Annotated in this window: 26 protein-coding genes; 15 read left to right on the top strand and 11 right to left on the bottom strand. The window is 63.6% G+C overall.

Features of this window, described 5'->3' with window-relative positions; genetic code table 11:
• Positions 1-71: 71 nt before the first annotated feature.
• Positions 72-1,181 carry a glycosyltransferase family 4 protein gene (locus ASF84_RS01085; RefSeq protein ID WP_056834368.1) on the top strand — a complete coding sequence of 370 codons (1,110 nt, stop codon included), beginning with the start codon at positions 72-74 and terminating at the stop codon, positions 1,179-1,181.
• Positions 1,174-1,965 carry a DUF2334 domain-containing protein gene (locus tag ASF84_RS01080; RefSeq protein ID WP_056834366.1) on the top strand — a complete coding sequence of 264 codons (792 nt, stop codon included), beginning with the start codon at positions 1,174-1,176 and terminating at the stop codon, positions 1,963-1,965. The genes ASF84_RS01085 and ASF84_RS01080 overlap by 8 nt, the downstream gene beginning before the upstream one ends.
• On the opposite strand, the gene ASF84_RS01075 is transcribed toward ASF84_RS01080, so the two are convergent.
• Both ASF84_RS01075 and purU read right to left on the bottom strand, forming a co-directional pair.
• Positions 1,926-2,105: a hypothetical protein gene (locus ASF84_RS01075; RefSeq protein ID WP_056834364.1), complete on the bottom strand. Its 180-nt coding sequence runs from the start codon at positions 2,103-2,105 to the stop codon at positions 1,926-1,928. The genes ASF84_RS01080 and ASF84_RS01075 overlap by 40 nt on opposite strands.
• A gap of 66 nt (positions 2,106-2,171) precedes the next feature.
• Positions 2,172-3,023, bottom strand: a complete 852-nt coding sequence (purU, locus tag ASF84_RS01070) for a formyltetrahydrofolate deformylase (protein WP_056834363.1) — start codon at positions 3,021-3,023, stop codon at positions 2,172-2,174.
• 515 nt (positions 3,024-3,538) lie between these two features.
• On the opposite strand from purU, the gene mvaT reads away from it, so the two are divergent.
• A complete protein-coding gene (mvaT, locus tag ASF84_RS01065; RefSeq protein WP_056834360.1) occupies positions 3,539-3,916 on the top strand; it encodes a histone-like nucleoid-structuring protein MvaT in 378 nt (125 codons plus the stop codon).
• Between the two features lie 132 nt (positions 3,917-4,048).
• Here the strand turns inward: mvaT and sbcB are convergent, their stop codons facing one another.
• A complete protein-coding gene (gene sbcB / locus ASF84_RS01060; protein WP_056834358.1) occupies positions 4,049-5,479 on the bottom strand; it encodes an exodeoxyribonuclease I in 1,431 nt (476 codons plus the stop codon).
• 162 nt (positions 5,480-5,641) lie between these two features.
• Here sbcB and ASF84_RS01055 point away from each other — a divergent pair, with 162 nt between their 5' ends.
• Genes ASF84_RS01055 through ASF84_RS01030 form a run of 6 tightly spaced genes read left to right on the top strand, consistent with a single transcriptional unit; the run spans position 5,642 to position 12,523 of the window.
• Positions 5,642-6,352 (top strand): RDD family protein, encoded by a 711-nt coding sequence (locus ASF84_RS01055; protein ID WP_082481228.1) that lies wholly within the window; start codon positions 5,642-5,644, stop codon positions 6,350-6,352.
• A complete protein-coding gene (locus ASF84_RS01050; protein WP_056834354.1) occupies positions 6,349-7,374 on the top strand; it encodes a stage II sporulation protein M in 1,026 nt (341 codons plus the stop codon). Before ASF84_RS01055 ends, ASF84_RS01050 begins: the two co-directional genes overlap by 4 nt.
• Positions 7,361-8,902, top strand: coding sequence for a DUF4129 domain-containing protein (locus ASF84_RS01045; protein WP_056834351.1), 1,542 nt, complete (start codon positions 7,361-7,363; stop codon positions 8,900-8,902). The genes ASF84_RS01050 and ASF84_RS01045 overlap by 14 nt, the downstream gene beginning before the upstream one ends.
• The gene (locus tag ASF84_RS01040; RefSeq protein WP_056834349.1) at positions 8,899-10,089 is read left to right on the top strand and encodes a DUF4350 domain-containing protein; all 1,191 of its coding nucleotides are present in this window, start codon (positions 8,899-8,901) and stop codon (positions 10,087-10,089) included. Before ASF84_RS01045 ends, ASF84_RS01040 begins: the two co-directional genes overlap by 4 nt.
• Entirely contained in the window at positions 10,086-11,126 is a 1,041-nt protein-coding gene (locus ASF84_RS01035; protein WP_082481225.1) for an AAA family ATPase, read from the top strand. Before ASF84_RS01040 ends, ASF84_RS01035 begins: the two co-directional genes overlap by 4 nt.
• An 8-nt stretch (positions 11,127-11,134) precedes the next feature.
• Positions 11,135-12,523 carry a DUF58 domain-containing protein gene (locus tag ASF84_RS01030; protein WP_056835306.1) on the top strand — a complete coding sequence of 463 codons (1,389 nt, stop codon included), beginning with the start codon at positions 11,135-11,137 and terminating at the stop codon, positions 12,521-12,523.
• A 74-nt stretch (positions 12,524-12,597) separates the two neighbouring features.
• Here ASF84_RS01030 and ASF84_RS01025 read toward each other — a convergent pair whose 3' ends face one another.
• Positions 12,598-12,951, bottom strand: coding sequence for a PilZ domain-containing protein (locus ASF84_RS01025; protein ID WP_056834347.1), 354 nt, complete (start codon positions 12,949-12,951; stop codon positions 12,598-12,600).
• 197 nt (positions 12,952-13,148) lie between these two features.
• Positions 13,149-13,523: a tetratricopeptide repeat protein gene (locus tag ASF84_RS01020; RefSeq protein ID WP_056834345.1), complete on the bottom strand. Its 375-nt coding sequence runs from the start codon at positions 13,521-13,523 to the stop codon at positions 13,149-13,151.
• Between the two features lie 170 nt (positions 13,524-13,693).
• Between ASF84_RS01020 and pyk the strand changes: the two genes are divergently transcribed.
• Complete coding sequence (pyk, locus tag ASF84_RS01015) at positions 13,694-15,145, top strand: pyruvate kinase (RefSeq protein ID WP_056834344.1); 1,452 nt, start codon at positions 13,694-13,696, stop codon at positions 15,143-15,145.
• Positions 15,146-15,682: 537 nt separating this feature from the next.
• Here pyk and ASF84_RS01010 read toward each other — a convergent pair.
• Positions 15,683-17,206 (bottom strand): fumarate hydratase, encoded by a 1,524-nt coding sequence (locus ASF84_RS01010; RefSeq protein WP_056834342.1) that lies wholly within the window; start codon positions 17,204-17,206, stop codon positions 15,683-15,685.
• A 168-nt stretch (positions 17,207-17,374) separates the two neighbouring features.
• On the opposite strand from ASF84_RS01010, the gene ASF84_RS01005 reads away from it, so the two are divergent.
• Entirely contained in the window at positions 17,375-18,310 is a 936-nt protein-coding gene (locus ASF84_RS01005; protein ID WP_056834340.1) for an iron-sulfur-binding ferredoxin reductase, read from the top strand.
• Here ASF84_RS01005 and ASF84_RS01000 read toward each other — a convergent pair.
• From ASF84_RS01000 to ASF84_RS00985, 4 genes are all read right to left on the bottom strand, one after another.
• Positions 18,307-19,470: a phospholipase D-like domain-containing protein gene (locus tag ASF84_RS01000; protein ID WP_056834338.1), complete on the bottom strand. Its 1,164-nt coding sequence runs from the start codon at positions 19,468-19,470 to the stop codon at positions 18,307-18,309. The two genes, ASF84_RS01005 and ASF84_RS01000, sit on opposite strands and share 4 nt — an antisense overlap.
• 3 nt (positions 19,471-19,473) lie before the next feature.
• Positions 19,474-20,055: a YceI family protein gene (locus ASF84_RS00995; protein ID WP_056834335.1), complete on the bottom strand. Its 582-nt coding sequence runs from the start codon at positions 20,053-20,055 to the stop codon at positions 19,474-19,476.
• A 76-nt stretch (positions 20,056-20,131) separates the two neighbouring features.
• Positions 20,132-20,467 (bottom strand): hypothetical protein, encoded by a 336-nt coding sequence (locus tag ASF84_RS00990; RefSeq protein WP_056834333.1) that lies wholly within the window; start codon positions 20,465-20,467, stop codon positions 20,132-20,134.
• Entirely contained in the window at positions 20,464-21,561 is a 1,098-nt protein-coding gene (locus tag ASF84_RS00985) for a serine hydrolase domain-containing protein (protein WP_056834331.1), read from the bottom strand. The genes ASF84_RS00990 and ASF84_RS00985 overlap by 4 nt, the downstream gene beginning before the upstream one ends.
• A 467-nt stretch (positions 21,562-22,028) precedes the next feature.
• Between ASF84_RS00985 and olsB the strand changes: the two genes are divergently transcribed.
• Together olsB and ASF84_RS00975 are read left to right on the top strand one after the other, a co-directional pair.
• Complete coding sequence (gene olsB / locus ASF84_RS00980) at positions 22,029-22,784, top strand: L-ornithine N(alpha)-acyltransferase (RefSeq protein ID WP_056834330.1); 756 nt, start codon at positions 22,029-22,031, stop codon at positions 22,782-22,784.
• On the top strand, positions 22,784-23,587 hold the full coding sequence (locus ASF84_RS00975) for a lysophospholipid acyltransferase family protein (protein WP_056834328.1): 804 nt from the start codon (positions 22,784-22,786) through the stop codon (positions 23,585-23,587). The genes olsB and ASF84_RS00975 overlap by 1 nt, the downstream gene beginning before the upstream one ends.
• Here the strand turns inward: ASF84_RS00975 and ASF84_RS00970 are convergent.
• Positions 23,506-24,144, bottom strand: coding sequence for an acyl carrier protein phosphodiesterase (locus tag ASF84_RS00970; protein WP_056834326.1), 639 nt, complete (start codon positions 24,142-24,144; stop codon positions 23,506-23,508). The genes ASF84_RS00975 and ASF84_RS00970 overlap by 82 nt on opposite strands.
• Before the next feature lie 165 nt (positions 24,145-24,309).
• Between ASF84_RS00970 and ASF84_RS00965 the strand changes: the two genes are divergently transcribed.
• Both ASF84_RS00965 and ASF84_RS00960 read left to right on the top strand, forming a co-directional pair.
• Positions 24,310-24,624 carry an ArsR/SmtB family transcription factor gene (locus ASF84_RS00965; protein WP_056834325.1) on the top strand — a complete coding sequence of 105 codons (315 nt, stop codon included), beginning with the start codon at positions 24,310-24,312 and terminating at the stop codon, positions 24,622-24,624.
• 105 nt (positions 24,625-24,729) lie between these two features.
• A complete protein-coding gene (locus ASF84_RS00960) occupies positions 24,730-25,779 on the top strand; it encodes an alkene reductase (protein WP_056834323.1) in 1,050 nt (349 codons plus the stop codon).
• The last annotated feature ends 43 nt before the right edge of the window (positions 25,780-25,822 follow it).

The raw sequence follows: 25,822 nt of genomic DNA, 5'->3' as shown, positions 1-25,822 counted from the left end.
CAAGGTGATACGAACAACTACGCTGTCAGTGATCCCTCTTTAGAGAGCCACTCATCGCAGGAGCATGCCGCGTGCACATCGCCGACATGACCATGTTCTACGCCCCGGCCAGCGGCGGGGTGCGCACCTACCTGGACGCCAAGCATCGTCGCCTGATGCGTTATCCGGGGGTACATCACAGCCTGTTGATCCCGGGCGCACGCAGCAGCCATCACAACGGCATCTACCAGGTGCCTGCCCCGCCACTGCCCTTCGGCAACGGCTACCGTTTTCCCTGGCGGGTCAGCCCCTGGCGTATCACCTTGCAAGGTCTCAAGCCAGACCTTATCGAAGTGGGTGACCCGTACCTGACCGCCTGGGCGGCGCTGGATGCACGCCGGCAACTGGATGTACCGGTCATCGGTTTTTATCATTCCGACCTGCCCTTGCTGGTCAGCAACCGTATCGGGCAGTGGATGGGCAGCAGCGCCCAGGCGTATATCAGCAAGCTGTATGGCCACTTCGACCGGGTCCTGGCGCCCAGCCAGGCAATGGCCGACAAGCTCCTGGCGATGGGCGTGGAGCAGGTGCATGTACAGCCGCTGGGTGTCGACCTGCAAGCCTTTCATCCTCGTCATTGCGACCCGTGCCTGAAACAGGTGCTGGGGCTGAGACCCGATACACGGCTGCTGATCTTTGCCGGACGCGGCTCCAGGGAAAAAAACCTCCACGTATTGCTGCATTGCATGCAGCACCTGGGACCCGGTTATCACCTGTTGCTGGTGGGGTCGCACATGCCCAGCCATCGACCGGACAATGTCTCGGTAATCGGGCATTTCCGCCCGCCCGGCGAAGTGGCGCGCCTGCTGGCCAGTGCCGATGCCTTGCTGCACGCCGGCGACCAGGAGACCTTTGGCCTGGTCGTACTCGAAGCCATGGCCTGTGGCACGGCCGTGGTGGCCGTCGACGCCGGGGCGTTCAGCGAGATCATTCCTTCCAGTTGCGGCGTCCTGTGCGAGGCCAACCAGCCACACGCCATGGCCTGCGCAGTGCGTGAGCTGTTCAGCCGGGATGTCCGGGCCGTGGGACAGGCCGGCCGGCGCCATGTCGAACAGCGCTACAGCTGGGACAATGTGGTCGCCGGACTGCTGGGCCACTACCGCACCGTCCTGGGTCACCTGCCGGCCAGGCCCCATGACTGAACCGGCCTCCCTGGCCCGGCCTGCCGTGCTGCTGGTCCTGCATGATGTGGCCCCTTGCAGCTGGCAGTTCTACCGGGATTTCATCGCAGCCGTCGATGCACTCGGGCCGGTGCCGGTGACCTGGCTGGTGGTGCCGGACTTTCACAAACGCCACGCGCTCGATCGCGATCCACACTTGCTGAACCTGCTGCACCAGCGCCTGGAGCTGGGTGATGAACTGGCGCTGCACGGCTACTACCATTGCGATGATGCACCTGCCCCACGCCACCCTGTGGACGGCTTCATGCGCCGGCTATACACCCATGAAGGCGAGTTCTATCCCCTTACCCGGCAACAGGCGCTGGCGCGCCTGGATGCCGGTATCGACGTGTTCGAACGGTATGCCTGGCCTCTTTACGGTTTTGTCGCCCCGGCCTGGCTGATGAGCGACGGCACCCGCCAGGCGCTGGCCCAGCGACCGCTGCAGTACACCAGCGACCTGCACGCCTTATACCGGCTGCCTGATTTCAAGCGCTTTGCGGCACCGGGCCTGGTCTGGAGCGCGCGCAGTTCATTGCGCCGAGGCGCGTCATGGCTGGTGGGGCGGTGTCATGAATGGCAATGGCGCCAGGCGCCCGTCATCCGCCTGGGCCTGCACCCGGTGGACATGCAGCATGCGTTGGCGCGCACGTACTGGTTGACGGTGCTGGAACGCCTGCTCGATGAAGGACGCCAGCCGCTGACCAAGCATGACTGGCTGGCCACTCAGGCCTGTTGGTCGCCGTCGTCGCGCTGCGAATCCTGAATCTGGCGCCACAATCGGGCCGCGTCCGGAAAGTCGGTGCCATCTTCCGGCCCCAGGGCGTCCGGGTCATAACGGCTCAGGCAGCCCTCACCGGTCACCGGTGGGGCTTTGGAGGTGGCTTTATCCAGCGGATCGTTCATGGACGGTCTCCCGATGCGACGACAGGGCCCACCGTAGCGCAGCGCGCGGCGGTGGGCCAGCCCGGATCAGTCGAAGACCACGGTCTTGTTGTCGTGGACCATGACCCGGTCTTCCAGGTGCGCACGCAGGCCACGGGCCAGCACCAGCTTCTCGACGTCACGCCCCAGGCGAACGGTGGTCTCGATGCTGTCGCGATGGCTGATGCGGGCCACGTCCTGCTCGATGATGGGACCGGCATCGAGCTCTTCGGTGACGTAGTGACACGTGGCGCCGATCAGTTTCACACCCCGCAGGGCAGCCTGATGGTAAGGCTTGGCGCCCACGAACGAGGGCAGGAAGCTGTGGTGGATATTGATGACCCGGTGCGCATAGTCCTGGCACAACTGCGGCGGCAGGATCTGCATGTAGCGCGCCAGGACCACGACATCGGCCTGGTGCTCGCCTACCAGGCGCGACACTTCGGCGAACGCGGGCTGCTTGTCCTTGGGGTCGACCGGTACATGGTAGTAGGGAATGTTGTGCCACTCGACCATGCTGCGCAGGTCCTGGTGGTTGGAAATCACGCAGGCGATCTCACAGTCCAGTTCTTCACTGTGCCAGCGGTGCAGCAGGTCGGCCAGGCAGTGCGATTCGCGACTGGCCATCAGGACCACGCGCTTTTTCTGGCTGGAATCGGTAATGCGCCAGTCCATCGAGAATTCTTCGGCAATCGGCGCAAATGCCTGGCGAAAACCGTCCAGGTCGAAGGGCAGCGTATCGGCGCGAATTTCGTGGCGCATGAAGAACCAGCCACTGAGGTTGTCAGAGTGATGACTCGATTCTGTAATCCACCCATTGTAGGACGCCAGAAAGTTACTGACCTTGGCAACGATGCCGACCCGGTCCGGGCAAGCGATCACCAGGCGAAAAGTGCGCATGGGTAAAACTCCAGAGCTCCATAAAGGCGGCCATTCTAGCTGCTGCGCTGCAAAACTGCAGTAGTACGGTCATGCCTTTTAGCCACTCAAACATGGCACAAGGCCTCATCCCTCGGATTTCATCTTGTCAATGCGCTTGCCGCATAGAGCTAAAAGGAAAAGCCTGACACTCAATGAGGAATTTTCGCGCATTAAATTCCGACATATGGCTATTTCAGGGACATCCTTAAACAGGATCTTGTGATCCGACATAAAGCAGACTAAGAACGATTGCACCGGTCGTCACACGCGGTTTTCATGCCGGCGTGCACGGCCATTGCAACGGCATTTCGTACAGCCACAACCAACATAATTAGGTACGATTGCAGCGCTCGGCTAGTTCCGTCATGCTGTACAAACGCTGTATATCCATGACTCACTTCAAAGAAAACTTTAAATACTGTTTACTTGCTCAAGTACCCTGACTATTATTGCCCCCACTGTCCCCTGCAACCCTCACATCCTAGGTATGACTCATGTCCCTGATCATCGAATATCGCGCCACTGAAGAAGCTATCAAAGAGCTGCAGGCGCGTTTGAAAAATCTGTCCCAAGATGACAAATTGCAAGCCGAGCTCGAGTTCGAAGGCAAACTGCGCGCCCTGATGGGTGAGTACCAGAAGTCGCTGCGCGACATCATTGCCCTGCTCGACCCGGAAGCCAAGATCAACAAGGCACCGCGTGGCGCTGTAAAAACCACCACGACCAAGCGCGCGCGCAAGGTCAAGCAATACAAGAACCCGCACAACGGCGAAGTCATCGAAACCAAGGGTGGCAATCACAAGACCCTGAAAGAGTGGAAAGCCCGCTGGGGTGGCGATGAAGTTGAAAGCTGGTCGACGCTGCTGGGCTGATCCCCACCGTCCACCTCAAAACGCCAGCTTGCTGGCGTTTTTTATTTGCATGAAATTGAACGATAACCCCGGCCTTGTTATTCCGCCCTCAACACGCACCCGGGCTCAACCGATGTAACGCTGCGCCCCCCCCTAGAGCCCCAGTCGATTACGCAATTGCTGCACATAATCCTGCCACTGGCCAATGACCTTACGCTGCTCGGGACTGGCACTTGGCGATACTTCGGCCACGGCGGCGGTAAAACTTTGCAAAGTATTCGGCGCGCCGTACTCCGCGTGACTCAGCCTGGCCCGACAAAAATCCAGCCAGCGTTGTTGTTCAGCCGTATTCAAGGTGTCGGCAAAATTACGCGCCCGATAGCGGAACAGCAATTCAGGCAAGCGCCCGTCATCGAACGGCCACACCGGTTGCGCCAGTTGCTCGGGTTCGGCCATGCGCACTTGCTCGCACAAGCGCCTGTCGCGCTCGCCTATAAAACCGTCATACAACTGTTGCTCAGGATCTTCATGCCCACTGAAGTCTTCCTTGCCATACACCGCCTGCACACGGTCCTGCCAAAGTTGCGGATTGTGCTGCAATGACGCGGCGCGTGCGTGCACGGTGGTCATGTCCAGTTGCAAACGCTGTTGATCTTGCGGCCGTAAAACATTCAGTGGCGCCAGCACCGGGCAGCGATTGATATGCACAAGTTTCAGCGGCACCGGCCGCGTCCCCTCGGCCAGGTCTTCGTGCCGGGTGTATAACCGTTGGCGCAAGGTCTCGGCCTCTTCCTCAAGCAACGGTCCAGGGTCTGCGTGCAGATCGCAGACAATCAGGGCATTACGGTTATGCGGGTGCCAGGCCAGCGGCAGGACCACGCCCAGATAGTGCCGGGCCGCCGAAAAGCGCCCGGAGATGTGCACCAGCGGCTGTAACAAGGTGATCTGCTCTTGCACCTTGCGCTTGTTACGCAGGTTGAACAGGTAATTGTAGAGCTTGGGTTGCCGGTCACGAATCAAGCGTGCCAGTGCGATGGTGGCGCGCACGTCGGACAATGCATCATGGGCCTGGCCATGATCGATACCATTGGCGGCCGTCAGGCGCTCAAGCTTGAGGCTGACCCGCCCTTGCTCTTCGGGCCAGACAATGCCATCGGGGCGCAATGCATACGCGGCACGCACCACATCGATCAGGTCCCAACGGCTGTTGCCGCCCTGCCATTCACGGCCGTAAGGGTCGTAGAAATTGCGATACAGGCTATACCGGGTCACTTCGTCGTCGAAACGCAGCGTGTTATAGCCCGCGCCGCAGGTGCCAGGCGCAGCCAGTTGTGCATGCACCAGACGCATGAAGTCAGCCTCGCACATACCCTGCTCCGCCAGCCGTGCCGGTGTGATACCGGTGATCAGGCACGCTATCGGATGCGGCAGGATATCGTCGCCGGGCTGGCAATAGAGGTTGACGGGCGCGGCAATTTCATTGAGGTCGGCGTCGGTACGGATACCGGCCATTTGCAACGGACGATCGCAGCGCGGATTGATGCCGGTGGTTTCGTAGTCGTACCAGAAGATGCTGGAAGTCACGGGCTGTTCCTGAACTGAAGACCTGAGAAGTGTAGAACCTGACGGCTTCAAATAGCCAATTGGCGCGTGGTTGCTGCATGGATCGGGCAAGGTCTGTCTGTGCAGCCCGCTTGACGGATACACAGTGCTAACATCCCTTATCGCTCCCCAAGTGCCATGACCATGCTTGCAGATTCGACAAGGCCGGCCCTTCCTCTGGACACCCGACTCAGGATCGAGACCCCCGAGGGCATCGACCTGATCCTGCGCCCTGCCGGCCTGGTGGTGCGCGCCCTGGCCTTCAGCCTCGACCTGGGCCTGCGCGGCCTCTTGTTGCTGGGCATCTATGGCGGGTTTTCGCTGCTTGACCAACTGGGTGCGGGGCTGATCGCCATCGCCCTGTTCATGCTCAACTGGTGGTACCCGGTGCTGTTCGAGGTGCTCAACCAGGGCCGTACGCCCGGCAAACAGTGGATGGGGCTGCGCGTGGTGCATGACGACGGCACGCCGGTGGGCTGGTCATCCTCACTGATCCGCAATTTGCTGCGGGCCATCGACATGCTGCCGTTCGGCTATGCCCTTGGCGCTGTCGCCAGCCTCAACCACGCCTCGTTCAAACGCCTGGGCGACCTCGCCGCCGGCACGCAAGTCATTTATCGCGAACGGCCACGGTCGCGACCGGTGCTGCCTGAAGCCATGCCGGCGGTGGCCCCCTTTGCCCTGACCCTGCCAGAGCAGCGCGCCATTCTCGAACTGGCCGAGCGCCAGGGCGAGCTGTCCGCTGCCCGCATCCATGAACTGGCCGCCCACCTGGCCGGGCCGTTGCGTGTGCATCCCGACCAGGCCGTGGCACAGCTTTACGGCATTGCACGCACCCTGGTAGGCCCGGCATGAAACAGCGCCAGTTCGAATCCCGCTACCAGGCCGACTGGAACGCCTTTGCCGAACAACTGGACCGGCTTGAGCACCGTCGCCGCACGCCCGGCAAACGCAAGGCACTGTGGCCTGAAGCGCGCCCTCGGCACAGGCTGAATCACGAAACCTTCAGCCGCGACTACCGGCGCCTCTGCCAGCATCTGGCGCTGGCCCAGGCCCGGGGCTACAGCACGTTCCTGGTCGACTCGCTGCAACAACTGGCCATGCGCGGCCATCAGCAACTGTATCGCCATCAAGGCACGGCCGTGACGCAATTGCTGGTCTTCATGCTGGCCGGTTTTCCAAGGCAGGTCCGGGCCCAATGGCGTTTCGTGGCCGTGTCGGGCCTGCTGCTGTTCGGCAGCCTGCTGGGCATGGGCCTGCTGGTGCATGCGGTGCCCGAGCTGGTGTACAGCGTCGTCAGTCCCGGCCAGGTCAGCAGCTTGCAGGCCATGTACGCACCTGATGCCGAGCACATCGGCAGAGCGCCCGAGCGCTCCGCCAGCGCAGACTGGGAGATGTTCGGCTACTACATCATGAACAACATCGGCATTGCCTTTCAGACCTATGCCACCGGCGTACTACTGGGGCTGGGCAGCCTGTTCATCCTGCTTTACAACGGACTGATGATGGGTGCGGTGGCCGGCTACCTGACGCAACTGGGCTATGGCCAGACGTTCTGGACCTTCGTGGTCGGCCATGGTGCCTTTGAACTGACCGCCATCGCGCTGGCCGGCGCGGCCGGGCTGAAACTGGGCTGGGCGATCCTGGCACCGGGCAGGCTGACCCGCAGCCACGCTCTGCGCGAAGCCGGCCGGACCAGCATGCAGTTGCTGGGCGGGGTGATTGCCATGCTGCTGATTGCTGCGTTCATCGAGGCCTACTGGTCATCGATGGCCTGGCCGGCGCCGTGGATCAAATACCTGGTGGGCGGGCTTTTATGGACACTGGTGGCTGCCTGGCTGCTGCTGGCAGGACGCACTGCACATGCGCCTGACTGACGCCAGTATCGAGGTGCGCCCCCGCCCTGCCTGGGAAGCCCTGGACCTGGGCATCCTGCTGGCCCGTGAGCACCGTGGCCTGCTCATGGCCTCCTGGGCGCTGGTCACCCTGCCATTGCTGGCGCTGCTCAGTGCGCTGCTGTGGGACTATCCCGGCGCGGTCATGGTGATGTTCTGGTGGCTCAAGCCACTCTATGAACGTCTGCCACTGCTGATTGTGTCCCAGGCGCTGTTCGGGGCGACACCGACCCTCGGACAAGCCCTCAAGGCCTGGCCGGTAACCCTCAGACGCCAATGGCTGCCCAGCCTGACCTGGCGGCGCCTGAGCCTGGTGCGCAGTTTCACCCTGCCGGTGCAGCAGCTCGAAGGCCTGGCCGGTGATGAACGTCGCCGGCGCCTGGGCGTACTCTGTCAGGCCGACATGCGCGCCGCACGCTGCCTGACCCTGGTGGGCATGCACCTGGAAATGGTTTTGTATATCGGCCTGATCCTGCTGCTGTACGCCCTGATCCCGGCACCGCTCACGGATGACGTGGACTGGACCGGCCTGCTGCAGGGCTTCGGGCAGCCGCTATGGCTCGATCACCTGCTCAACGGGCTCTATGCGCTGGCGCTGATCGCCTGGGAACCGGTGTATGTCACCTGCGGCTTCACGCTTTACCTTAACCGGCGCACGCGCCTGGAGGCCTGGGACATCGAGCTGGTGTTCAGGCGCCTGCGCCAGCGCCTGGCCGGTAGCGCCAGCGCCCTGCTACTGGGCGCCAGCCTGATCCTGTGCGGCCTGCCGGCCACGGGCTGGGCCGCCAGTGTCGAGCCCGAAGCAACGCCTGACAGTCCGCGCCTGACCCACCAGCCGCTGACCAGCAAGCAATCGCGTGAAACGATCGAGCAGATTCTGCAAGCGCCGCCTTTCAGCAATCCTGAAACCGTCTCGGGCTGGCGAGTGGCCGAATCACCGCAGGCTGAAGCCGAGCCCGCTCAGCCCCCTTCAGGTTCCGGCCCTGACTGGCTGAACGGGCTGCTCAAAGGGGCCAGCCTGATTGCCCGCCTGATTGAAGTGCTGCTCTGGGGGCTGGCCATCAGTCTGTCGGTGCTGGTGCTCTGGCGCTACCGCCAATGGATGCAGCTGTTTGTCGTGCCAATCGGCATGCGCAAACGCCCGGTGCGCCCGACAGCGCCTGCATCATTCGATACGCCACCGGTGGCCGAGTGCTTGCCCGAGGACATTGCTACCCAGGTTCAGGCCTTGTGGGCCAGCCAGCCGCGTGAAGCCCTCGGCCTGTTGTACCGGGCCCTCATCAGTCGGGTGGCCCGCGATTACCAATTGCCCATCAGCGGTGCCGACACCGAAGAACAGGTGCTTGAACGTATCAACCGGCTCGATCACCCGGCCTTGAGCGCATTCAGCCAGGAACTGACCGGCCATTGGCAAAACCTCGCCTACGGTCATCGCCTGCCTGGCACGGATGTTCAGCAACGCCTGTGTGACACCTGGCGGCAACTGTTCGACCACAGGTCACGCCCATGAAGTGGCGCTACCCGTTGCTCGGCCTTTTGCTGATGGCCCTTCTGGCCGGGCTGATCGTGCTGTTGATGCCGCCGCTTGAGCGCTACGAAGAAATGGTCGAACAAGGACCTTCGCCCGAGGCCCGGCAAAATCCCTGGCTGGCCGCCGAGTACTTTCTGCGCGAACGCTCGATCCCTGTACATACGGTCACGACCTGGAATGACTTGCCCGACCCGGGTCCGCAGCGCCAGACCCTGATGCTGCTCGACAAGCGCACCTACATGCGGCCCGCCGAGGTCGAACAACTGCTGGATTGGGTAGACAAAGGCGGGCATCTGGTGCTGGTCGCCGAGCAGACCTGGAACGAGCAGACCCAACGCAGCGGCGACCTGCTGCTGGACCGCCTGCAGATTCGCCGGCTGTCGACCCACGACCTGCCAGAGCCCGATCAGCCAGTGCCCGCGATTCCCCTGGCCGCGCCAGAACCTGTCAGCCCGCGCTGGCCGGAGCTGACCCGCCTGTACCTTGAGAACGAGCAGGCGCCGGCCTATCTGGAGTTCGATACGACCTGGCACCTGGAAGACCCTGAAGACCATGCCCGCTACTGGGCCAACAGCGCATCGGCCACCCACCTGCTGCAACTGGCGCACGGCCAGGGCCTGGTGACGGTCGTGACCGATGCCGGGCTCTGGCAGAACAGCACCATCGCCGGGCACGACAATGCCTGGTTGCTGTGGTACCTGACCCAGGACAGCCAGGTCACGCTGGTGCGCGGCACCGGGCATGACAACCTGATAACGCTGTTGCTGCGCCACTTCCCCCTGGCCTTGACCTGCCTGGCGCTCTTGCTGGTGCTGGCGCTCTGGCGGGTCGCGCGACGCGAAGGCCCGTTGCAGACGCCGCCCCCGCTGGCCCGCCGACAGCTGGCCGAACACTTGCGCGCCAGTGCCGACTTCTTGTTCAGGCACCATGGCCATCAGGCCCTGTTGAAGCATCTGCAACAGGACATCCTGCGCCGTGCGCGCCTGCGCCATCCCGGTTTCGAAGCGCTGGGCGTTGCCGACCAATGGCAAGTCCTGGCGCGCCTGACCCGCCAACCCACCAGCGTCATCGGTGAGGCTCTGCATCCGCGTCCGGTGCAGCGCCTGTCCAGTGCCGAATTCACCCGCCAGGTCGCCCGCCTGCAAACCCTCAGGAATGCCCTATGAGCGAGTACAGCGAACCGCTGTTTCCCGATGTCCCTTCAGCCACGCCGGAGCTGACGCCGACCGACGATAACCAGGTACGCCAGCGCCAGCGCGCCAGCCAGTTGGCACAAGGCCTGCGCCAGGAATTGCAAAAGGCCGTGATCGGCCAGCAAGCAGTCATCGATGATGTGCTCACCGCCCTGATCGGTGCCGGGCATGTGTTGATCGAAGGCGTGCCGGGGCTGGGCAAGACGTTACTGGTGCGTGCCCTGGCGCGCTGTTTCGGCGGTGAGTTTGCGCGCATCCAGTTCACGCCCGACCTGATGCCCAGCGACGTGACCGGGCATGCCGTCTACGACCAGCAAAGCGAACAATTCAAGCTGCGCAAGGGCCCGGTGTTCACCCACCTGCTGCTGGCCGACGAAATCAACCGCGCACCGGCCAAGACCCAGGCGGCCCTGCTCGAAGCCATGCAGGAGCGCCAGGTTACCCTTGAGGGCCGCACACTGCCCATCGCCCAGCCGTTCATGGTCCTGGCCACCCAGAACCCCATCGAGCAGGAAGGCACCTATCCATTGCCGGAAGCCGAGCTGGACCGCTTCATGCTCAAGCTGCACATCGATTATCCGGCCGCCCACGAAGAATTGCTGATGGTGCGCCAAGTGACGCGCTCGACCCGCGCCGACATGCTCGACGTGCAGCCCTTGCGCGTGGTGATGCAGCCGCGCGAGGTACAGGCGCTGCAACGCATCGCCAGCGAACTGCCCATCGACGAGCAGGTGCTGGAATACGCCGTGCGCCTGGCGCGGGCAACCCGCAGCTGGCCTGGGCTGGCACTGGGCGCAGGCCCCCGGGCCTCGATTGCGCTGGTGCGTGGCGGACGGGCGCGGGCACTGCTGCGCGGCGCAGAGTTCGTTACCCCCGACGACATCAGGCAGTGCGCCCTGGCCGTGCTGCGTCACCGTGTACGCCTGACGCCGGAGCTGGACATCGAAGGGCTGTCGGTGGATCAGGTGCTCAGGCAACTGTTCGACCAGGTTCCGGCGCCGCGCCTGTGAAACAGCACTTGCGCCCTGCGGGTGCGCTATTGGGCTGGACAGCATTGCTGGCCGTCAGCGCCCTGATACCGGGCGTGCTCGAGGCGCTGGTGATCGACATTCCGGCCTGGGTCCCCCCACTGTCCTGGGGCGCCTTGCTGGCGCTTGTCGGGCTGGCACTGATCGATGCCCTGCTGGTGCTGCGCTTGCCCTCACCGCGCCTGCAGCGGCACCTGCCCGCCAGCCTGGCACTGGGCCGCTGGAGCGAGGTGCAACTGACACTGGAGCACAAGGCTGCACGCGCCCTGCACCTGCGCGTCTTCGATCATCCACCGCCCGGGCTGTCGTTCGAGCAACTGCCGCAACGCCTGGTGCTTGAGACCGGCACCCGGGCACGCCTGAGTTATCCGCTGCGCGCCCTGCAACGCGGGTACTCTGTGTTCGAGCACTGTGAGGTGATGCTGTGCAGCCCCTTGCGCCTGTGGGAAACCCGGCGCGTTCTGGCGCTGAACGACAGTGTGCGCGTCTACCCGGACTTCGCTCGTCTGCACGACGAGCCTCTGCTGGGTATCGATCACTGGCTGAGCCGGATCGGTGTGCGCCAGCACCAGCGTCGTGGACCGGGGCTGGAATTTCATCAGTTGCGTGAATTTCGCGAGGGCGACAGCCTGCGCCAGATCGACTGGAAGACCACGGCCCGGCTTCGCACACCGATTGCCCGGGAGTACCAGGACGAACGCGACCAGCAACTGCTGTTGATGCTCGATTGTGGCCGACACATGCGCAGCCAGGATGATGAGCTGGCGCACTTCGACCATGCCCTCAATGCCTGCCTGCTGCTGAGCCATGTGGCCTTGCGCCAGGGCGACGCCGTGGGCCTGTCGACCTTTGCCGGCGACCAGAACCGTTACCTGCCGCCACAAAAGGGCAATCGGCAATTGAACCGGTTGCTCGGCACGGTCTTCGATCTGCAGAGCACGCAACAACCGGCCGACTACAGCGCCGCCGCACAACACGTGATGGCCCATCAGAAACGCCGCGCCCTGGTGGTGCTGGTGACCAGCCTGCGCGACGAAGACGATGAGCAATTGTTGAGTGCGGCACGGCAGTTGAGCCTGCGGCATCGGGTGCTGGTGGCCAGCCTGCGTGAGGACGTGCTCGACCGGCTGCGCCACAGCCCGGTGCAACGCCATGAACAGGCGCTGGCCTATTGTGGCGCGGTGGATTTTATTGAGGCCCGCAATAACCTTCACGAACGCCTGGCAGCACTCGGTATCACGGTGATCGATGTACGCCCTCAAGAACTTGGCGCACGTCTGACAGGTCGCTATCTGGGGCCATGCGGCGTTAAAAAGCGACTCGCAATGCTCATTGACACGTGTCAACTGCGCTTGCTCGCCGCTTTTTGCCTTGCCTGACCTTCGCTCACCGACTTTTTGTACAGACCCCAGGGTCTGGTGTGAACCGGCCTGGTGTCAGGCCTGCCTGCGCCTCAAGCCGAAGCTTCGAGCGGGTAGAAGCTGAAGTAATGCTGCAGGCTGTGCATCAGCTCAAGGTATTCGGCCGGTGCTTCCTGCACATGGAACCCTGAATCGTAGCAGCCCGGTGTTTCGTCTTCGTGGCACCACTGGCAGGTGGCGCTGACATCCACCACGCGAAACCCGTCATTGCCATGAGGCACCTTGAGGCGCAGGTCGAAGCGTCCGCCCACCAGCATCGGCAGATCGCTGATCAGCATCAACCCGTCTTCGGATACATTGCCCAGGCAGCCCATGGGGCGGTCGGTGTACCGATTGAAGACCTGAAGGTAATACTGCAATTGGTGTCGCTCTATTCTTCTTTCCATAAGCTTGGCAGCCCCTTCAATGACCACGGGAAGTCGTCACGCCAACATTCTGGAACACTGCAGACGCAAACCTGCCCGCCGCACGAAAATCCCTGGATGCAGGGCTTTTCAGCCCTTTCATTCCGTTAACACTCAGACTAGCGCAATATTTGCGAACATCCACCCGACTACATTACCAATCATCCAATCGGGTGTAACTAGCGTGAGGCAGGAAAAGTCGTTGCCGGTGACCGCGGCGGGTAGTGGCCCAATTGCGCCAGCGTATCAAGGCGCGCTCGCGCCCGGTACGCATATTCATGGCCGGGGAACTGATTGACCAGGAACATATAGGTCTGTGCCGCATCGACGAACAGCTTCTGCCGCTCCAGGCACTGGCCGCGCAGCATCGTCACTTCCGGCTGTACATAGCGGCGCGAACGGCTTTGCCGGTCGACCCTTGAAAGCAACAGCATGACCCGTTCGCAGTCGCCGCGCTCGTAGGCGACGTAGGCGTCGTCGAGGTTGGAATTCATGGCCCAACGGGTGCAACCGCTGGCAGCAGCCAGCAATACGACAAGCATCACGATACGCATGGGTCAAAATCTCCTGTACTGAGCCACCTATCGGCTGCACTGCGGATTTCTTCAGCACCAATCGTCAGCCGGTTGCCCTGTCGAACGCCCGGCAGGTAGTGCAAAGGAACAATGACTACAGGTCCAGACAGGAGTAGCCTTTCGCTGCGCTTCAATCTAGGAGTTTGTGCATGACCGTTCGCCGCACCAAAATCGTCGCCACACTGGGCCCTGCCAGTAACTCGCCAGAAGTCATCGAGCAACTGATCCTTTCGGGTCTGGACGTTGCCCGCCTCAACTTCTCCCACGGCACGCCGGACGAGCACAAGGCTCGCGCCGTGCTGATCCGTGAAATTGCCGCCAAGCATGGCCGCTTCGTTGCCCTGTTGGGCGACCTGCAAGGGCCAAAGATCCGCATCGCCAAATTCACCAACAAGCGAATAGAGCTGAAGGTCGGTGACAAGTTCACCTTCTCCACCGCTCACCCGCTGACCGATGGCAATCAGGAAATCGTGGGCATCGACTACCCCGACCTGGTCAAAGATTGCGGTGTCGGCGATGTATTGCTGCTCGACGACGGCCGCGTGGTCATGGAAGTCAACACCCAGACCGCCGATGCGCTGCACTGCACCGTCGTGGTCGGTGGCCCTCTGTCGGACCACAAGGGCATCAACCGCCGTGGCGGTGGCCTGACCGCACCGGCGCTGACCGAGAAAGACAAGCGCGACATCAAGCTGGCCGCCGAGATGGACCTGGACTACCTGGCCGTCTCCTTCCCGCGCGATGCCGCCGACATGGAATACGCCCGTCAACTGCGCGACGAGTCCGGCGGTACGGCCTGGCTGGTGGCCAAGATCGAACGCGCGGAAGCGGTGGCCAATGACGAGGTGCTCGACGCACTGATCCGGGCCAGCGACGCGGTCATGGTCGCCCGTGGTGACCTGGGCGTTGAAATCGGCGACGCCGAGCTGGTGGGCGTGCAGAAGAAAATCATTGCCCACGCCCGCACGCACAACAAGGCGGTGATCGTCGCCACGCAGATGATGGAGTCGATGATCACCAGCCCCATGCCGACCCGCGCCGAAGTGTCCGACGTGGCCAACGCCGTGCTCGACTACACCGACGCGGTGATGCTCTCGGCCGAAAGCGCCGCCGGCTCCTACCCGGTCGAAGCGGTGCAGGCCATGGCCCGTATCTGCCTGGGCGCCGAACGTCATCCGACGGGCAAGACCTCCAAGCATCGCATCGGTGAGAACTTCACCCGCTGCGACGAGAGCATTGCCCTCGCGGCCATGTACACCGCCAACCACTTTCCGGGTGTGAAGGCGATCATTGCCCTGACCGAGAGCGGCTACACGCCGCTGATCATGTCGCGCATCCGCTCCTCGATGCCGATCTACGCCTTCTCCCCGCACCGCGGGACGCAGGCGCGGGCGGCCATGTTCCGGGGTGTCTACACCGTGCCGTTCGACCCGGCTGCCCTGCCACCAGGCCAGGTCAGCCAGGCGGCGGTGGACGAGCTGCTCAAGCGCGGACTGGTCGAGCAAGGCGACTGGGTGATCCTGACCAAGGGCGACAGCTACCACACCATCGGTGGCACCAACGGCATGAAGATCCTGCACGTGGGCGACCCATTGGTGTAATGCGAAGGCAGTAACGAAAAAAGCCCTGGCGTGAAGACGCCGGGGCTTTTTCATATGAGGGCCTGAAGCGCGCTCGAAGGCCACCACAGCCCGTGCATCCAGAACGGTCTTCATATCGTCGAACCATCATAACCCTGATGAGCCATGATCAACGCTGCGCCCTCCGGACCGGGTGGCGCCTGCAATCAGATTCGCTCGTGGCCTTCTCCCTCTCGGCATTGCCGATGGCCACCAGTTTACCGATCACTGCAGGCCGGCATGCGATCGGCCTGATCGTTCACGGCGGCAACACCATCAGTGTCGCCAGCACTATCCTGTTGCTCGGTCATACCCGACATCCTGACGGGCCTGGCCACAAGGGAGAAGAACGTGTCATCCATGACGTTTTTTGCAGCTGCCGGGACAGTGTGCAAGGACGGTCCACACGCGTCTACTGACAGATTTGACAGTGCACGCCGGGCGGTTACCGACCCAAGAACATGCGCCCAATAAAAAAGCCCGGCCTTTGCGGGCCGGGCCTTGAGACTATCGGAGCGCTTACTGCACCTCGACCGCCAGGCTGTCGCTGATCTTCTTCTGCCAGATCGCGGGACCTGTGATGTGCACCGACTCACCGTTGCTGTCCACCGCCACGGTGACCGGCATGTCCTTGACCTCGAACTCGTAGATCGCTTCCATGCCCAGCTCGGCGAAGGCCACGACTTTCGACTTGCGGATCGCCTGTGCCACCAGGTACGCAGCACCGCCGACGGCCATCAGGTACACGGCCTTGTGGTCCTTGATCGCCTCGATGGCGGTCGGGCCGCGCTCGGACTTGCCGATCATGCCCAGCAGGCCGGTCTGATCGAGGATCTGGCGGGTGAACTTGTCCATGCGCGTCGCGGTGGTCGGGCCGGCCGGGCCCACCACTTCTTCGCGCACCGGATCGACCGGGCCGACGTAATAGATGAAGCGGCCCTTGAGGTCCACCGGCAGGGTTTCACCCTTGTTGAGCATCTCGACCATGCGCTTGTGCGCGGCGTCGCGACCGGTGAGCATCTTGCCGTTGAGCAGGACGGTTTCGCCCGGCTTCCAGCTTTGCACTTCTTCAGGCGTCAGGGTGTCGAGGTCGACACGGCGGGCCGAAGGACCGGCTTCCCAGACGATTTCCGGGTAGGCGTCCAGCGATGGCGCCTCAAGCTCGGCAGGGCCGGAACCGTCGAGCACGAAGTGCGCGTGACGGGTGGCGGCGCAGTTGGGGATCATGCACACCGGCAGGGACGCGGCGTGGGTCGGGTAATCCATGATCTTGACGTCGAGCACGGTGGTCAGGCCGCCCAGGCCCTGGGCGCCGATGCCCAGCTGGTTGACCTTGTCGAACAGTTCCAGGCGGATCTCTTCGATGCGGTTCTGCGGGCCACGGGCCTTGAGCTCGTGGATGTCGATGGACTCCATCAACACTTCCTTGGCCATGACCGCTGCCTTTTCGGCGGTGCCGCCGATGCCGATGCCGAGCATGCCCGGTGGGCACCAGCCGGCACCCATGGTCGGCACGGTTTTCAGGACCCAGTCGACGATCGAGTCGGACGGGTTGAGCATCGCCATTTTCGACTTGTTTTCCGAGCCGCCGCCCTTGGCCGCGACGTCCACTTCGACGGTGTTACCCGGCACGATGGAGTAGTGGATCACCGCCGGGGTGTTGTCCTTGGTGTTCTTGCGGGCACCGGCCGGGTCGGCCAGGATCGAGGCACGCAGGACGTTTTCCGGCAGGTTGTAGGCGCGGCGCACGCCTTCGTTGATCATGTCGTCCAGGCTCAGGGTCGCGCCATCCCAGCGCACGTCCATGCCGACGCGTACGAACACGGTGACGATGCCGGTGTCCTGGCAGATCGGCCGGTGGCCGGTGGCGCACATGCGCGAGTTGATCAGGATCTGGGCGATGGAATCGCGGGCAGCCGGCGACTCCTCGCGCAGATAGGCTTCGTGCATCGCCTGGATGAAATCCACGGGATGGTAGTAGGAAATGAATTGCAGGGCGTCGGCAACGCTCTGAATCAGGTCGTCTTGCTTGATCACGGTCATGCGGCGCGCTCCTCTATCTGGACGGGAACATTGATGACGCTATCGGCACACCTCTGGCACAGGCTGAGGTGTCAGAGTAGCCGTAGCGGGCGCAAAAAGGCGCGGCAGTATAACCTGCCCGCAAGGCCTACCTGTACAATCGCGGTTATTTTCTACGGATGGCAGCCAATGCCCCAGGTGTATGTCGGTGACCGGCAGTGGTCAGTGGCGTCGGCCAGCAATCTGCTCGATGCCTTGAACCAGGCCGGCGTAGCCGTTCCCTACAGTTGCCGGGCCGGCAGTTGCCACGCCTGCCTGGTGCGCTGCGTGCAGGGCGAGCCACTCGATGCCTTGCCCCTGGCACTGACCGCCGGCCAGCGCCAGCAAGGCTGGCGCCTGGCCTGTCAGTGCCGGGTGGTCGACGATGTGCGGGTCGAAGTGTTCGACCCGGTGCGCGACGGTTTGCCCGCGCACGTTGCAGGGCACGACTGGCTGGGGCCGCACGTACTGCGCCTGCGCGTCGAGCCGCAGCGCCCGCTGCGTTACCGCGCCGGCCAGCATCAGGTGCTGTGGACCGCCTGCGGCATTGCCCGCCCCTACTCGCTGGCCAGCCTGCCCGGCGAAGACCGCTTTCTTGAGTACCACCTTGATTGCCGCCAGCCAGGCGCGTTCTGCGATGTGGCGCGCCAGTGGCAGGTGGGCGATGCGCTGCGCCTGGGTGAGTTGAGCGGCGGCGCCTTGCACTATGATCCGGACTGGCAGGAGCGGCCCTTGCTGCTGCTGGCGGCCGGCACCGGCCTGGGGCCGCTGTGGGGCGTGCTGCGCGACGCCTTGCAGCAGGAGCATCAGGGACCGATACGCCTGCTGCATCTGGCGCCTGAACCTGCCGGACACTACCTGGCCAATGAACTGGCAGCGCTGGTGGCGCAGCACCCGTCGCTGACCGTGCGCCAGGTTACGCCGGACGAGCTGCCTGCCGCCCTGGATGAGCTACGCCTGGTGTCGCGCCGGGCGATGGCGCTGGTGTGCGGCAGCCCGGCGAGCGTCGAGACGTTTGCCAAGCGCCTGTACCTGAGTGGCCTGCCACGCAGCCAGTTGCTGGCGGATGCGTTCGTGACCCGCTAGCCTCTTCGCCCCCGGTCCAGCAGGTTGACCACCAGCCGGTCCAGCCAGCCCCATACCCGTTGCTTGATCCGGCGCCAGAGCGGCCGGGCTTTCCAGTCTTCCAGGGTCACCGGGCTGCTGCGGGCAAAGTCGGTGTCGAAGCTGGCCACGACCTGGGCCGTCAGCGCAGGGTCGATGGCCTCCAGGTTCGCCTCCAGATTGAAATGCAGGTTCCAGTGATCGAAGTTGCACGAGCCGATGCTGGTCCAGTCGTCGATCAACACCATTTTCAGGTGCAGAAAACACGGTTGGTATTCGAAGATCTTGACCCCGGCGCGCAGCAGGCGTGGGTAGTAGCGATGCCCGGCATAGCGCACCGAAGGGTGATCGGTGCGGGGGCCGGTGAGCAACAGGCGCACATCCACCCCGTTCATTGCCGCCTTGCGCAATGAACGGCGTACCCGCCAGGTGGGCAGGAAATACGGCGTCGCCAGCCAGATCCGCCGCTGCCCGCTGTTCAGGGCCCGCACCAGCGACTGCAGAATGTCGCGGTGCTGACGCGAGTCGGCATACGCCACCCGCCCCAACCCCTGGCCCGAGACCGGCACCTTGGGCAAATGGGTCAGGCCGAAGTTTTCCTGCGGGCGCCAGGCCGTGGGTTTGTCATTGGCATGAAACTGCCGGTCGAACAGCGCCTGCCAGTCGATCACCAAGGGGCCGGTGATTTCCACCATCACCTCATGCCACTGGCTGACCGGTTTATCAGGCTCCCAGAACTCATCGGTCACCCCGGTGCCGCCGACCACCGCCAGGCGCTTGTCGACCAGCAACAGCTTGCGATGATCGCGGTACAGGTTGCGCAGGCCGCGGCGCAGGCCGACCGGGTTATACAAGCGCAAGATCACGCCGGCATCGGCCAGCCGCTGGCGCAGGCGCGAGCCGAAGGCCTGGGCGCCGTAGCCATCGAACAGACACCGCACGATCACCCCGCGCCGCGCCGCCGCAACCAGCGCGTCGACCACCGCGTCCGCGCAACTGCCGGCCTCGACCAGGTACAGCTCCAGGTCGACCTGTTGTTGCGCCTGGTCGATGGCCGCCAGCATGCGCGGGAAAAAGCTCGGTCCGTCGATCAACAGTTCGAACCGGTTGTCTTTGCGCCACGGAAAGATCGCTCCGGCCATGGGTCAGTTCGCCGCGAAGATCAGGACGGCACCGACCGGCACCGCCAGGTTGAGCGCCGCCAGGGCGCCGTGCTTGCGCAGGGTTTCAAAACCTTGCGCCAGGCCGAAGTCGTCGGCCTGCACCACCAGCGGTTCCAGGGTCACCACCTGAAAACGCCGCAGGTCGAGCCGGGTCACCAGCAAGTCGGCCTTGTAGGTGTGCTGCCTGCCACGCAACGTCACAGTAACGGGCAGGCGCATTTCCATCTGTGCGCCGGGCGCCAGGGCCAGCAGTGGCGCCAGGGTCAGTCGGGCCTGAAGGCGCGCGCCGGGCGTACGCTTGATGTCGAACAGGTGCTCGCGCAGTTGTTCGTCGCGCCGGGCAATACCGGTGCTGACCGAGTCCAGCTCGACGTCCACCTGCGCCTGGCCCTGGTCATCGACCTTGCCCTTGAGCACCACGAAGCGATGCACCTCGGCGCGCCCGGCGTTGCTGGAGGTGGTGAACGACAACCGCGAAGAATCGTTATCCAGTGACCAGCCAGCCTGAGCCGGCAGCGCCAGGGTGGCGACTATCACCGGCAGCAGACGAAGGAAATTGAGCATGCACACTCCGAGCACAAGGGACGACAACCGTCGGGCTGTCAGACCGCTGGCAAACAGCGTGGTTCGCCGCCTGCAATCAGGGTGTCGACAATAACCGACACCCCTGGCGCTCGCCCAGCCACATCGCCCGGTTACTGCGCCCCATGCCGCTGGCGGTAACGGTGCGGGTGGCCGCATCGTCGCTCAGCGTGCCCGGTACGTACTGCTTGACGTAGCCACGGCAGTACTCGGCGGGGTTGCGCGTGACATAGCGGCACGAGCAATACTCCTTGGCGGTGTAGGCACTGATGATGTCGGGAAAGGCCTGCAAGGCAACGCGCTGTTGCCACAGCCAGACGATCAGGGCCGCCATGGCCAGCAGCAACAAGGTCACCCACGGGTGACGCCGGACAAACCCGCGAGGCGCGCTCATGGCCGGGCCTGCGCAGCGAAGGCGGCCAGCGTCAGTTGCAGCAGGCGGTCATGGCTGAAGCCGCCGTCGCGATCGTCCCCGTAACGCACGATCACCAGCCCTGCGCTGGGGATCACATACACGCCCTGCCCCCAGTGCCCGAGGCCGGCGAAGGTGTCGGCCGGCGCCTGCGGCCAGGGACCGGGCGCGCCGGTGACCGTGCGATTGAGCCACCAGTGACCGCCAATGGCCTCGTTGCCGGCATCGGCATTGCGCCCGGCAAAGGGCGTGAGCAAAAAGTCGACCCACGCGCGCGGCACCAGCTGCCTGTCTTGCCAACGCCCCGAACGCTGCATCAACAGGCCGACACGGGCCAGGTCGCGCGCACTCATGTACAGGTACGACGAACCGACGAACGTGCCGCTGGCGTCGGTTTCCCAGACGGCGCTGTCGATGCCCAGCGGCTCGAACAGGGCCGTCCAGGGATAGTCAGCATAAGCCTGGGCGCCGACCATGGTTTTCAGCGCCGCCGCCAGCACCGTGCTGTCGCCGCTGGAATAGCGCCAGGCCGTACCGGGCGCCCAGGCCGTGCCATGATCGGCAGCAAACCGCGCCATGTCCTGGCGCCCACGGGTATAAAGCATGGCCACCACCGAGGAATTGAGCGGGGCATATTCGTAGCTTTCCTGCCAGTCGAGCCCGGAGGCCCAGTGCAACAGGTCTTCAAGCCTGACCTGCGGATGGGCCTTGAACGGCAGGTAGAACTGCGCCACCGGGTCCTGCAGGTCGAAGCGTCCTTCGCCGAAGGCCACCCCCAGCAGCGTGGCCAACACGCTCTTGCTCACCGACCAGGTCAGGTGCGGCGTATTGGCCGTGGTCACGCCGGCATAGCGCTCGTAGACGAGTTGTCCGTCACGCACCACCAGCAAGGCATCGGTGCGCACGCCTTCGCGGGTGGCTTCGTCACGAGGCGCAAACGCATAGCCTTCGAGCGCCTGCAAGGCCGCGCTTGAGGTGGCCGGCGCCGCATGCCATTGCGACTGCGGCCAGTATTCAGCCTGGCTGGCGGTCGCACTCAGGCTCATCAACAAAAAGAGGGCCAGACGCTGAATCATCGAAGGTCTACCGGCATGACAATGCAACGACCCTAACAACGGTTGATGACAGAACGAGGGGCTGGTGTAGGAGCGCGCTCTGCCGGAATGCCGGACCACCGCGACCGAGTGCGCAACGCTCGCAAAATTGTATAGACGCTGAAAATTTACGACTGCTACGCAGCCGGTCGCGGGCAGAGCGCGCTCCTACAAAGGTGAATTTAATCGCCAGTAAAATCAGTAAGTTATTTTTATTTTGATCAGAACCAGCTGGCTGTCGGCGACACATCCACTGCAAGCGGGTCGGTTTTACCAGTCTGTTCACAAACAACCCGAGAACAGTCAAGCACCCGCAAACCCCTCGTAACACAACCATCACCAAAGCTTCACGGGCATGACACGGCGCCTCCCTAGCCTGCATCTACAGCAAAGCGCTTGGACACATTCAGTCGAACAGCCCTTGCAGGGCTGGCTCCCGGAGAGTTCGCATGACCCAGATCGCTCGCATTCGTGACACCCGCCCCGAACGTCGTCTCCAGGCCGAACGCCTGACCGGGCAGCGTGCCCTGCAGGAAGCCCAGGCCCTGCGCTTCAGTGTCTTCAGCCAGGAATTCAATGCCCGTCTGAAGGGCGCCGAACTGGGCCTGGACATCGACGACTACGACGTTCACTGCATGCACATCGGCGTACGCGACCTCAGCACCGGGCGCCTGGTAGCGACCACCCGCCTGCTCGACCATAAAGCCGCCGACACCCTGGGGCGCTTCTACAGCGAAGAAGAATTCAGCCTGCACGGCCTCAGCCACTTGCAGGGCCCGATCCTGGAGCTGGGCCGCACCTGCGTCGACCCGGCCTACCGCAACGGCGGCACCATTGCCGTGCTCTGGAGCGAGCTGGCCGAAGTGCTCAATGAGGGCCGCTACAGCTACCTGATGGGCTGCGCCAGCATTCCGATGCAGGACGGTGGCATCCAGGCCCACGCCATCATGCAGCGCCTGCGCGAACGCTACCTGTGCAATGAACACCTGCGCGCCGAACCCAAGACCCCACTGCCCAGCCTCGACGTGCCGAACAATGTGATCTGCGAAATGCCGCCGCTGCTCAAGGCCTACATGCGCCTGGGCGCCAAGATTTGCGGCGAGCCGTGCTGGGACCCGGAATTCCAGGTGGCCGACGTGTTCATCCTGCTCAAGCGCGATGACTTGTGCCCGCGCTACGCCAAGCACTTCAAGGCCGCCGTGTGATGATCCGGGTGCGTCGCCTGGCGCGTGTGACCCGGGTGCTGCTGGTGGTGCTGGCCGGGTTGCTGATGGCCAGCGCGGTGGCGGCCCTGGAGCGGCTCAAACTGGGCGGTTCGATGGCCATGCGCCAACGTTGCAGCCGCTGGTTCATGGCGCGCCTGAGCAATGCCCTGCCGTTTCGCATCACGGTTATCGGCGAACGACCAGACCGACCGATGCTATGGGTGTGCAACCACGTGTCGTGGACCGACATTCCGTTGCTGGGCCGGCTGATGCCGCTGTCATTCCTGTCCAAGGCCGAGGTGCGCACCTGGCCGGTCGCCGGCTGGCTGGCGCACAAGGCCGGCACGCTGTTCATCCGTCGGGGTGCCGGCGACAGCCGCCTGGTGCAGCGCCAGATGACCCAGCACCTGCAACAAGGCAGCCCGCTGCTGATCTTTCCGGAAGGCACCACCACCGACGGACGCAGCCTGCGCACCTTTCATGGCCGCCTGCTGGGCAGCGCCATCGAGGCCGGTGTCGACCTGCAACCGGTGGCTATCCAGTACCTGCGAAACGGCCAACCCGATACCCTCGCGCCATTCATTGGCGATGACGACCTGCTCTCGCATATCCGCAGGTTACTGAGTCACGAACAGGGTGAGGTGCATGTCCACCTGCTCAAGCCCATTGCCAGCGCAGGCCAGGATCGTGCCGTATTGGCCTTGCAGGCCCGGCAGGCGGTTCAACTGGCGTTATTCGGCGCCGAGCCGGTCGAGGCGCCGGTGATGACGCCCGTCTCGCCGTCATCGGCCAGGGCCGCCTGAGCGAACGCCCGCAACAGCGGGTAGAACGCCTCGAAGTCGGCACTCAAGGGCTCGTAGAGGCCAGGCAATTGCTGCATGGCCTCGAACAACCCGGCCGGGCGACTCAGGCGCCGGGCGATGCCCTGTAGCGCCATCTCCACCACGGCATAGTCCCGGTACGAGCCCAGCCAGTCCTGCGCTGCCATGCGCGGTGCAATCAGCGCCAGGCGCTCCGGCAGGTCGGGCTCGGCGGCCAGCACACGGTACACCTGATCAGTAAAGACCGGCAGCGGCATGGCGGCATGCCGAGGCCAGTCACGGGCCAGGCAATGATCGAAAAACACATCCAGCACGATGCCGGCATAACGCCGCTGCCCGGGGGCGAAGCGTTGCAAGGCGTGGCGGACCACAGGATGCTGGTCGGTGAACACATCGATGCGCCGATGCAGGCGGATCGAGGCTTCCAGCTCCGGGGCAAAGCGCCCGGCCAGCGGCCCTTTGACGAAGTCGCCATACAGGCTGCCGAGCAATTGGGCGGGCCGCTGGCCGCCAAGATGAAGGTGCGCGAGATAGTTCATGCCGCAAGCCTACGCTGGATGACCGGGAAACGGCCACCGCATCGTTATAACGCGATATACCGATTTGCTCAGCACTCAATCTTTTCGTGTATTTGTATATCGCATTACCCCGATATAAAGTTCGCCGTATCGCGATATACCGCTACACCACCCATTGAGAACGGCATGCCTATCGACCTCGACGAAATCATGAAAGCCCTGGCCCACCCGGTTCGCCGTGAAATCCTGGTCTGGCTCAAGGACCCGCACGCGTGCTTTCCAGGGCAGGAACACTCGCTGGAGCATGGCGTTTGCGCCGGCCAGATCGATCAGCGGGCCGGGCTTTCTCAATCGACGGTGTCCGCCCACCTTGCCACCTTGCAACGCGCGGGCCTGATCACCAGCAAGAAAGTCGGCCAATGGCATTTCTTCAAACGCCATGAAGAAACCCTGCAGGCCTTCGTTCAAGCCCTGGTGACCGAACTCGGCACCCCGCGCTGACCTGCGTACCGCTGGCCGCCGCGGTGCTGGCGGTGACCCTGATCACTTTCCGCCAGACTGCCAAGCCGAACCTGATACCTGCAACTCAACCCTGAGGGAATGCTCATGACAACGCTGTTTGACCCGATTACCGTGGGTGACCTGCACTTGCCCAACCGCATCATCATGGCGCCGCTGACCCGCTGCCGCGCCGACGAAGGCCGGGTCCCCAATGCCATGATGGCCGAGTACTACGTACAGCGTGCTTCGGCCGGGCTGATCATCAGCGAAGCCACCTCGGTGACGCCAATGGGCGTGGGTTATCCCGATACACCCGGCATCTGGTCCGCCGATCAGGTGCGCGGCTGGAGCAATATCACCAAGGCCGTGCATGGCGCCGGTGGACGTATCGTGTTGCAGCTCTGGCATGTGGGGCGTATCTCGCACCCCGCTTACCTGAACGGTGAAACACCGGTCGCGCCGAGTGCCGTCAAGCCCGCAGGACATGTCAGCCTGATGCGTCCGAAGGCAGACTTCCCGACACCGCGCGCGCTGGAGCTGGCCGAAATCGACGATGTCGTCGAGGCTTTCCGTGTCGGCGCAGAGAATGCCAAGGCGGCCGGGTTCGACGGGGTGGAAATCCATGCCGCCAATGGCTACCTGCTTGATCAGTTCCTGCAGAGCAGCACCAATCACCGCACCGACGCCTATGGCGGTTCGCTGGAAAACCGCGCGCGCCTGTTGCTGGAAGTGACCGATGCGGTCAGCGAGATCTGGGGCGCCGGCCGGGTCGGCGTGCACCTGTCGCCCCGTGCCGATTTATATGACATGGGCGACGACAACCTGGCCGCGACCTTCGGCTACGTGGCCACAGCCCTGGGCCAGCGCAACATTGCGTTTATCTGCGCCCGCGAGCATGAGGCCGCAGACAGCATTGGCCCGCAACTCAAGCAGGCTTTTGGCGGCGTATACATCGCCAACGAGGCGTTCACCAAAGACAGCGCCAATGCCTGGCTGCAGAACGGCAAGGCCGATGCCGTGGCGTTCGGCGTGCCGTTCATTGCCAACCCGGACCTGCCCGAGCGCCTGGCCCAGGATGCGCCGCTGAATGACGCTGATGCCAAAACCTTCTACAGCAACGGCCCGGTGGGCTATATCGATTACCCGCGGCTTTGATCGACGCGACAAGACCCTGGCACGCCAGGGTCTTGTCCGCCAG

This window comes from Pseudomonas sp. Leaf127, from assembly GCF_001423155.1.
GTDB lineage: Bacteria > Pseudomonadota > Gammaproteobacteria > Pseudomonadales > Pseudomonadaceae > Aquipseudomonas > Aquipseudomonas ovata.
This window is presented reverse-complemented; position numbering and strand designations above follow the sequence as displayed.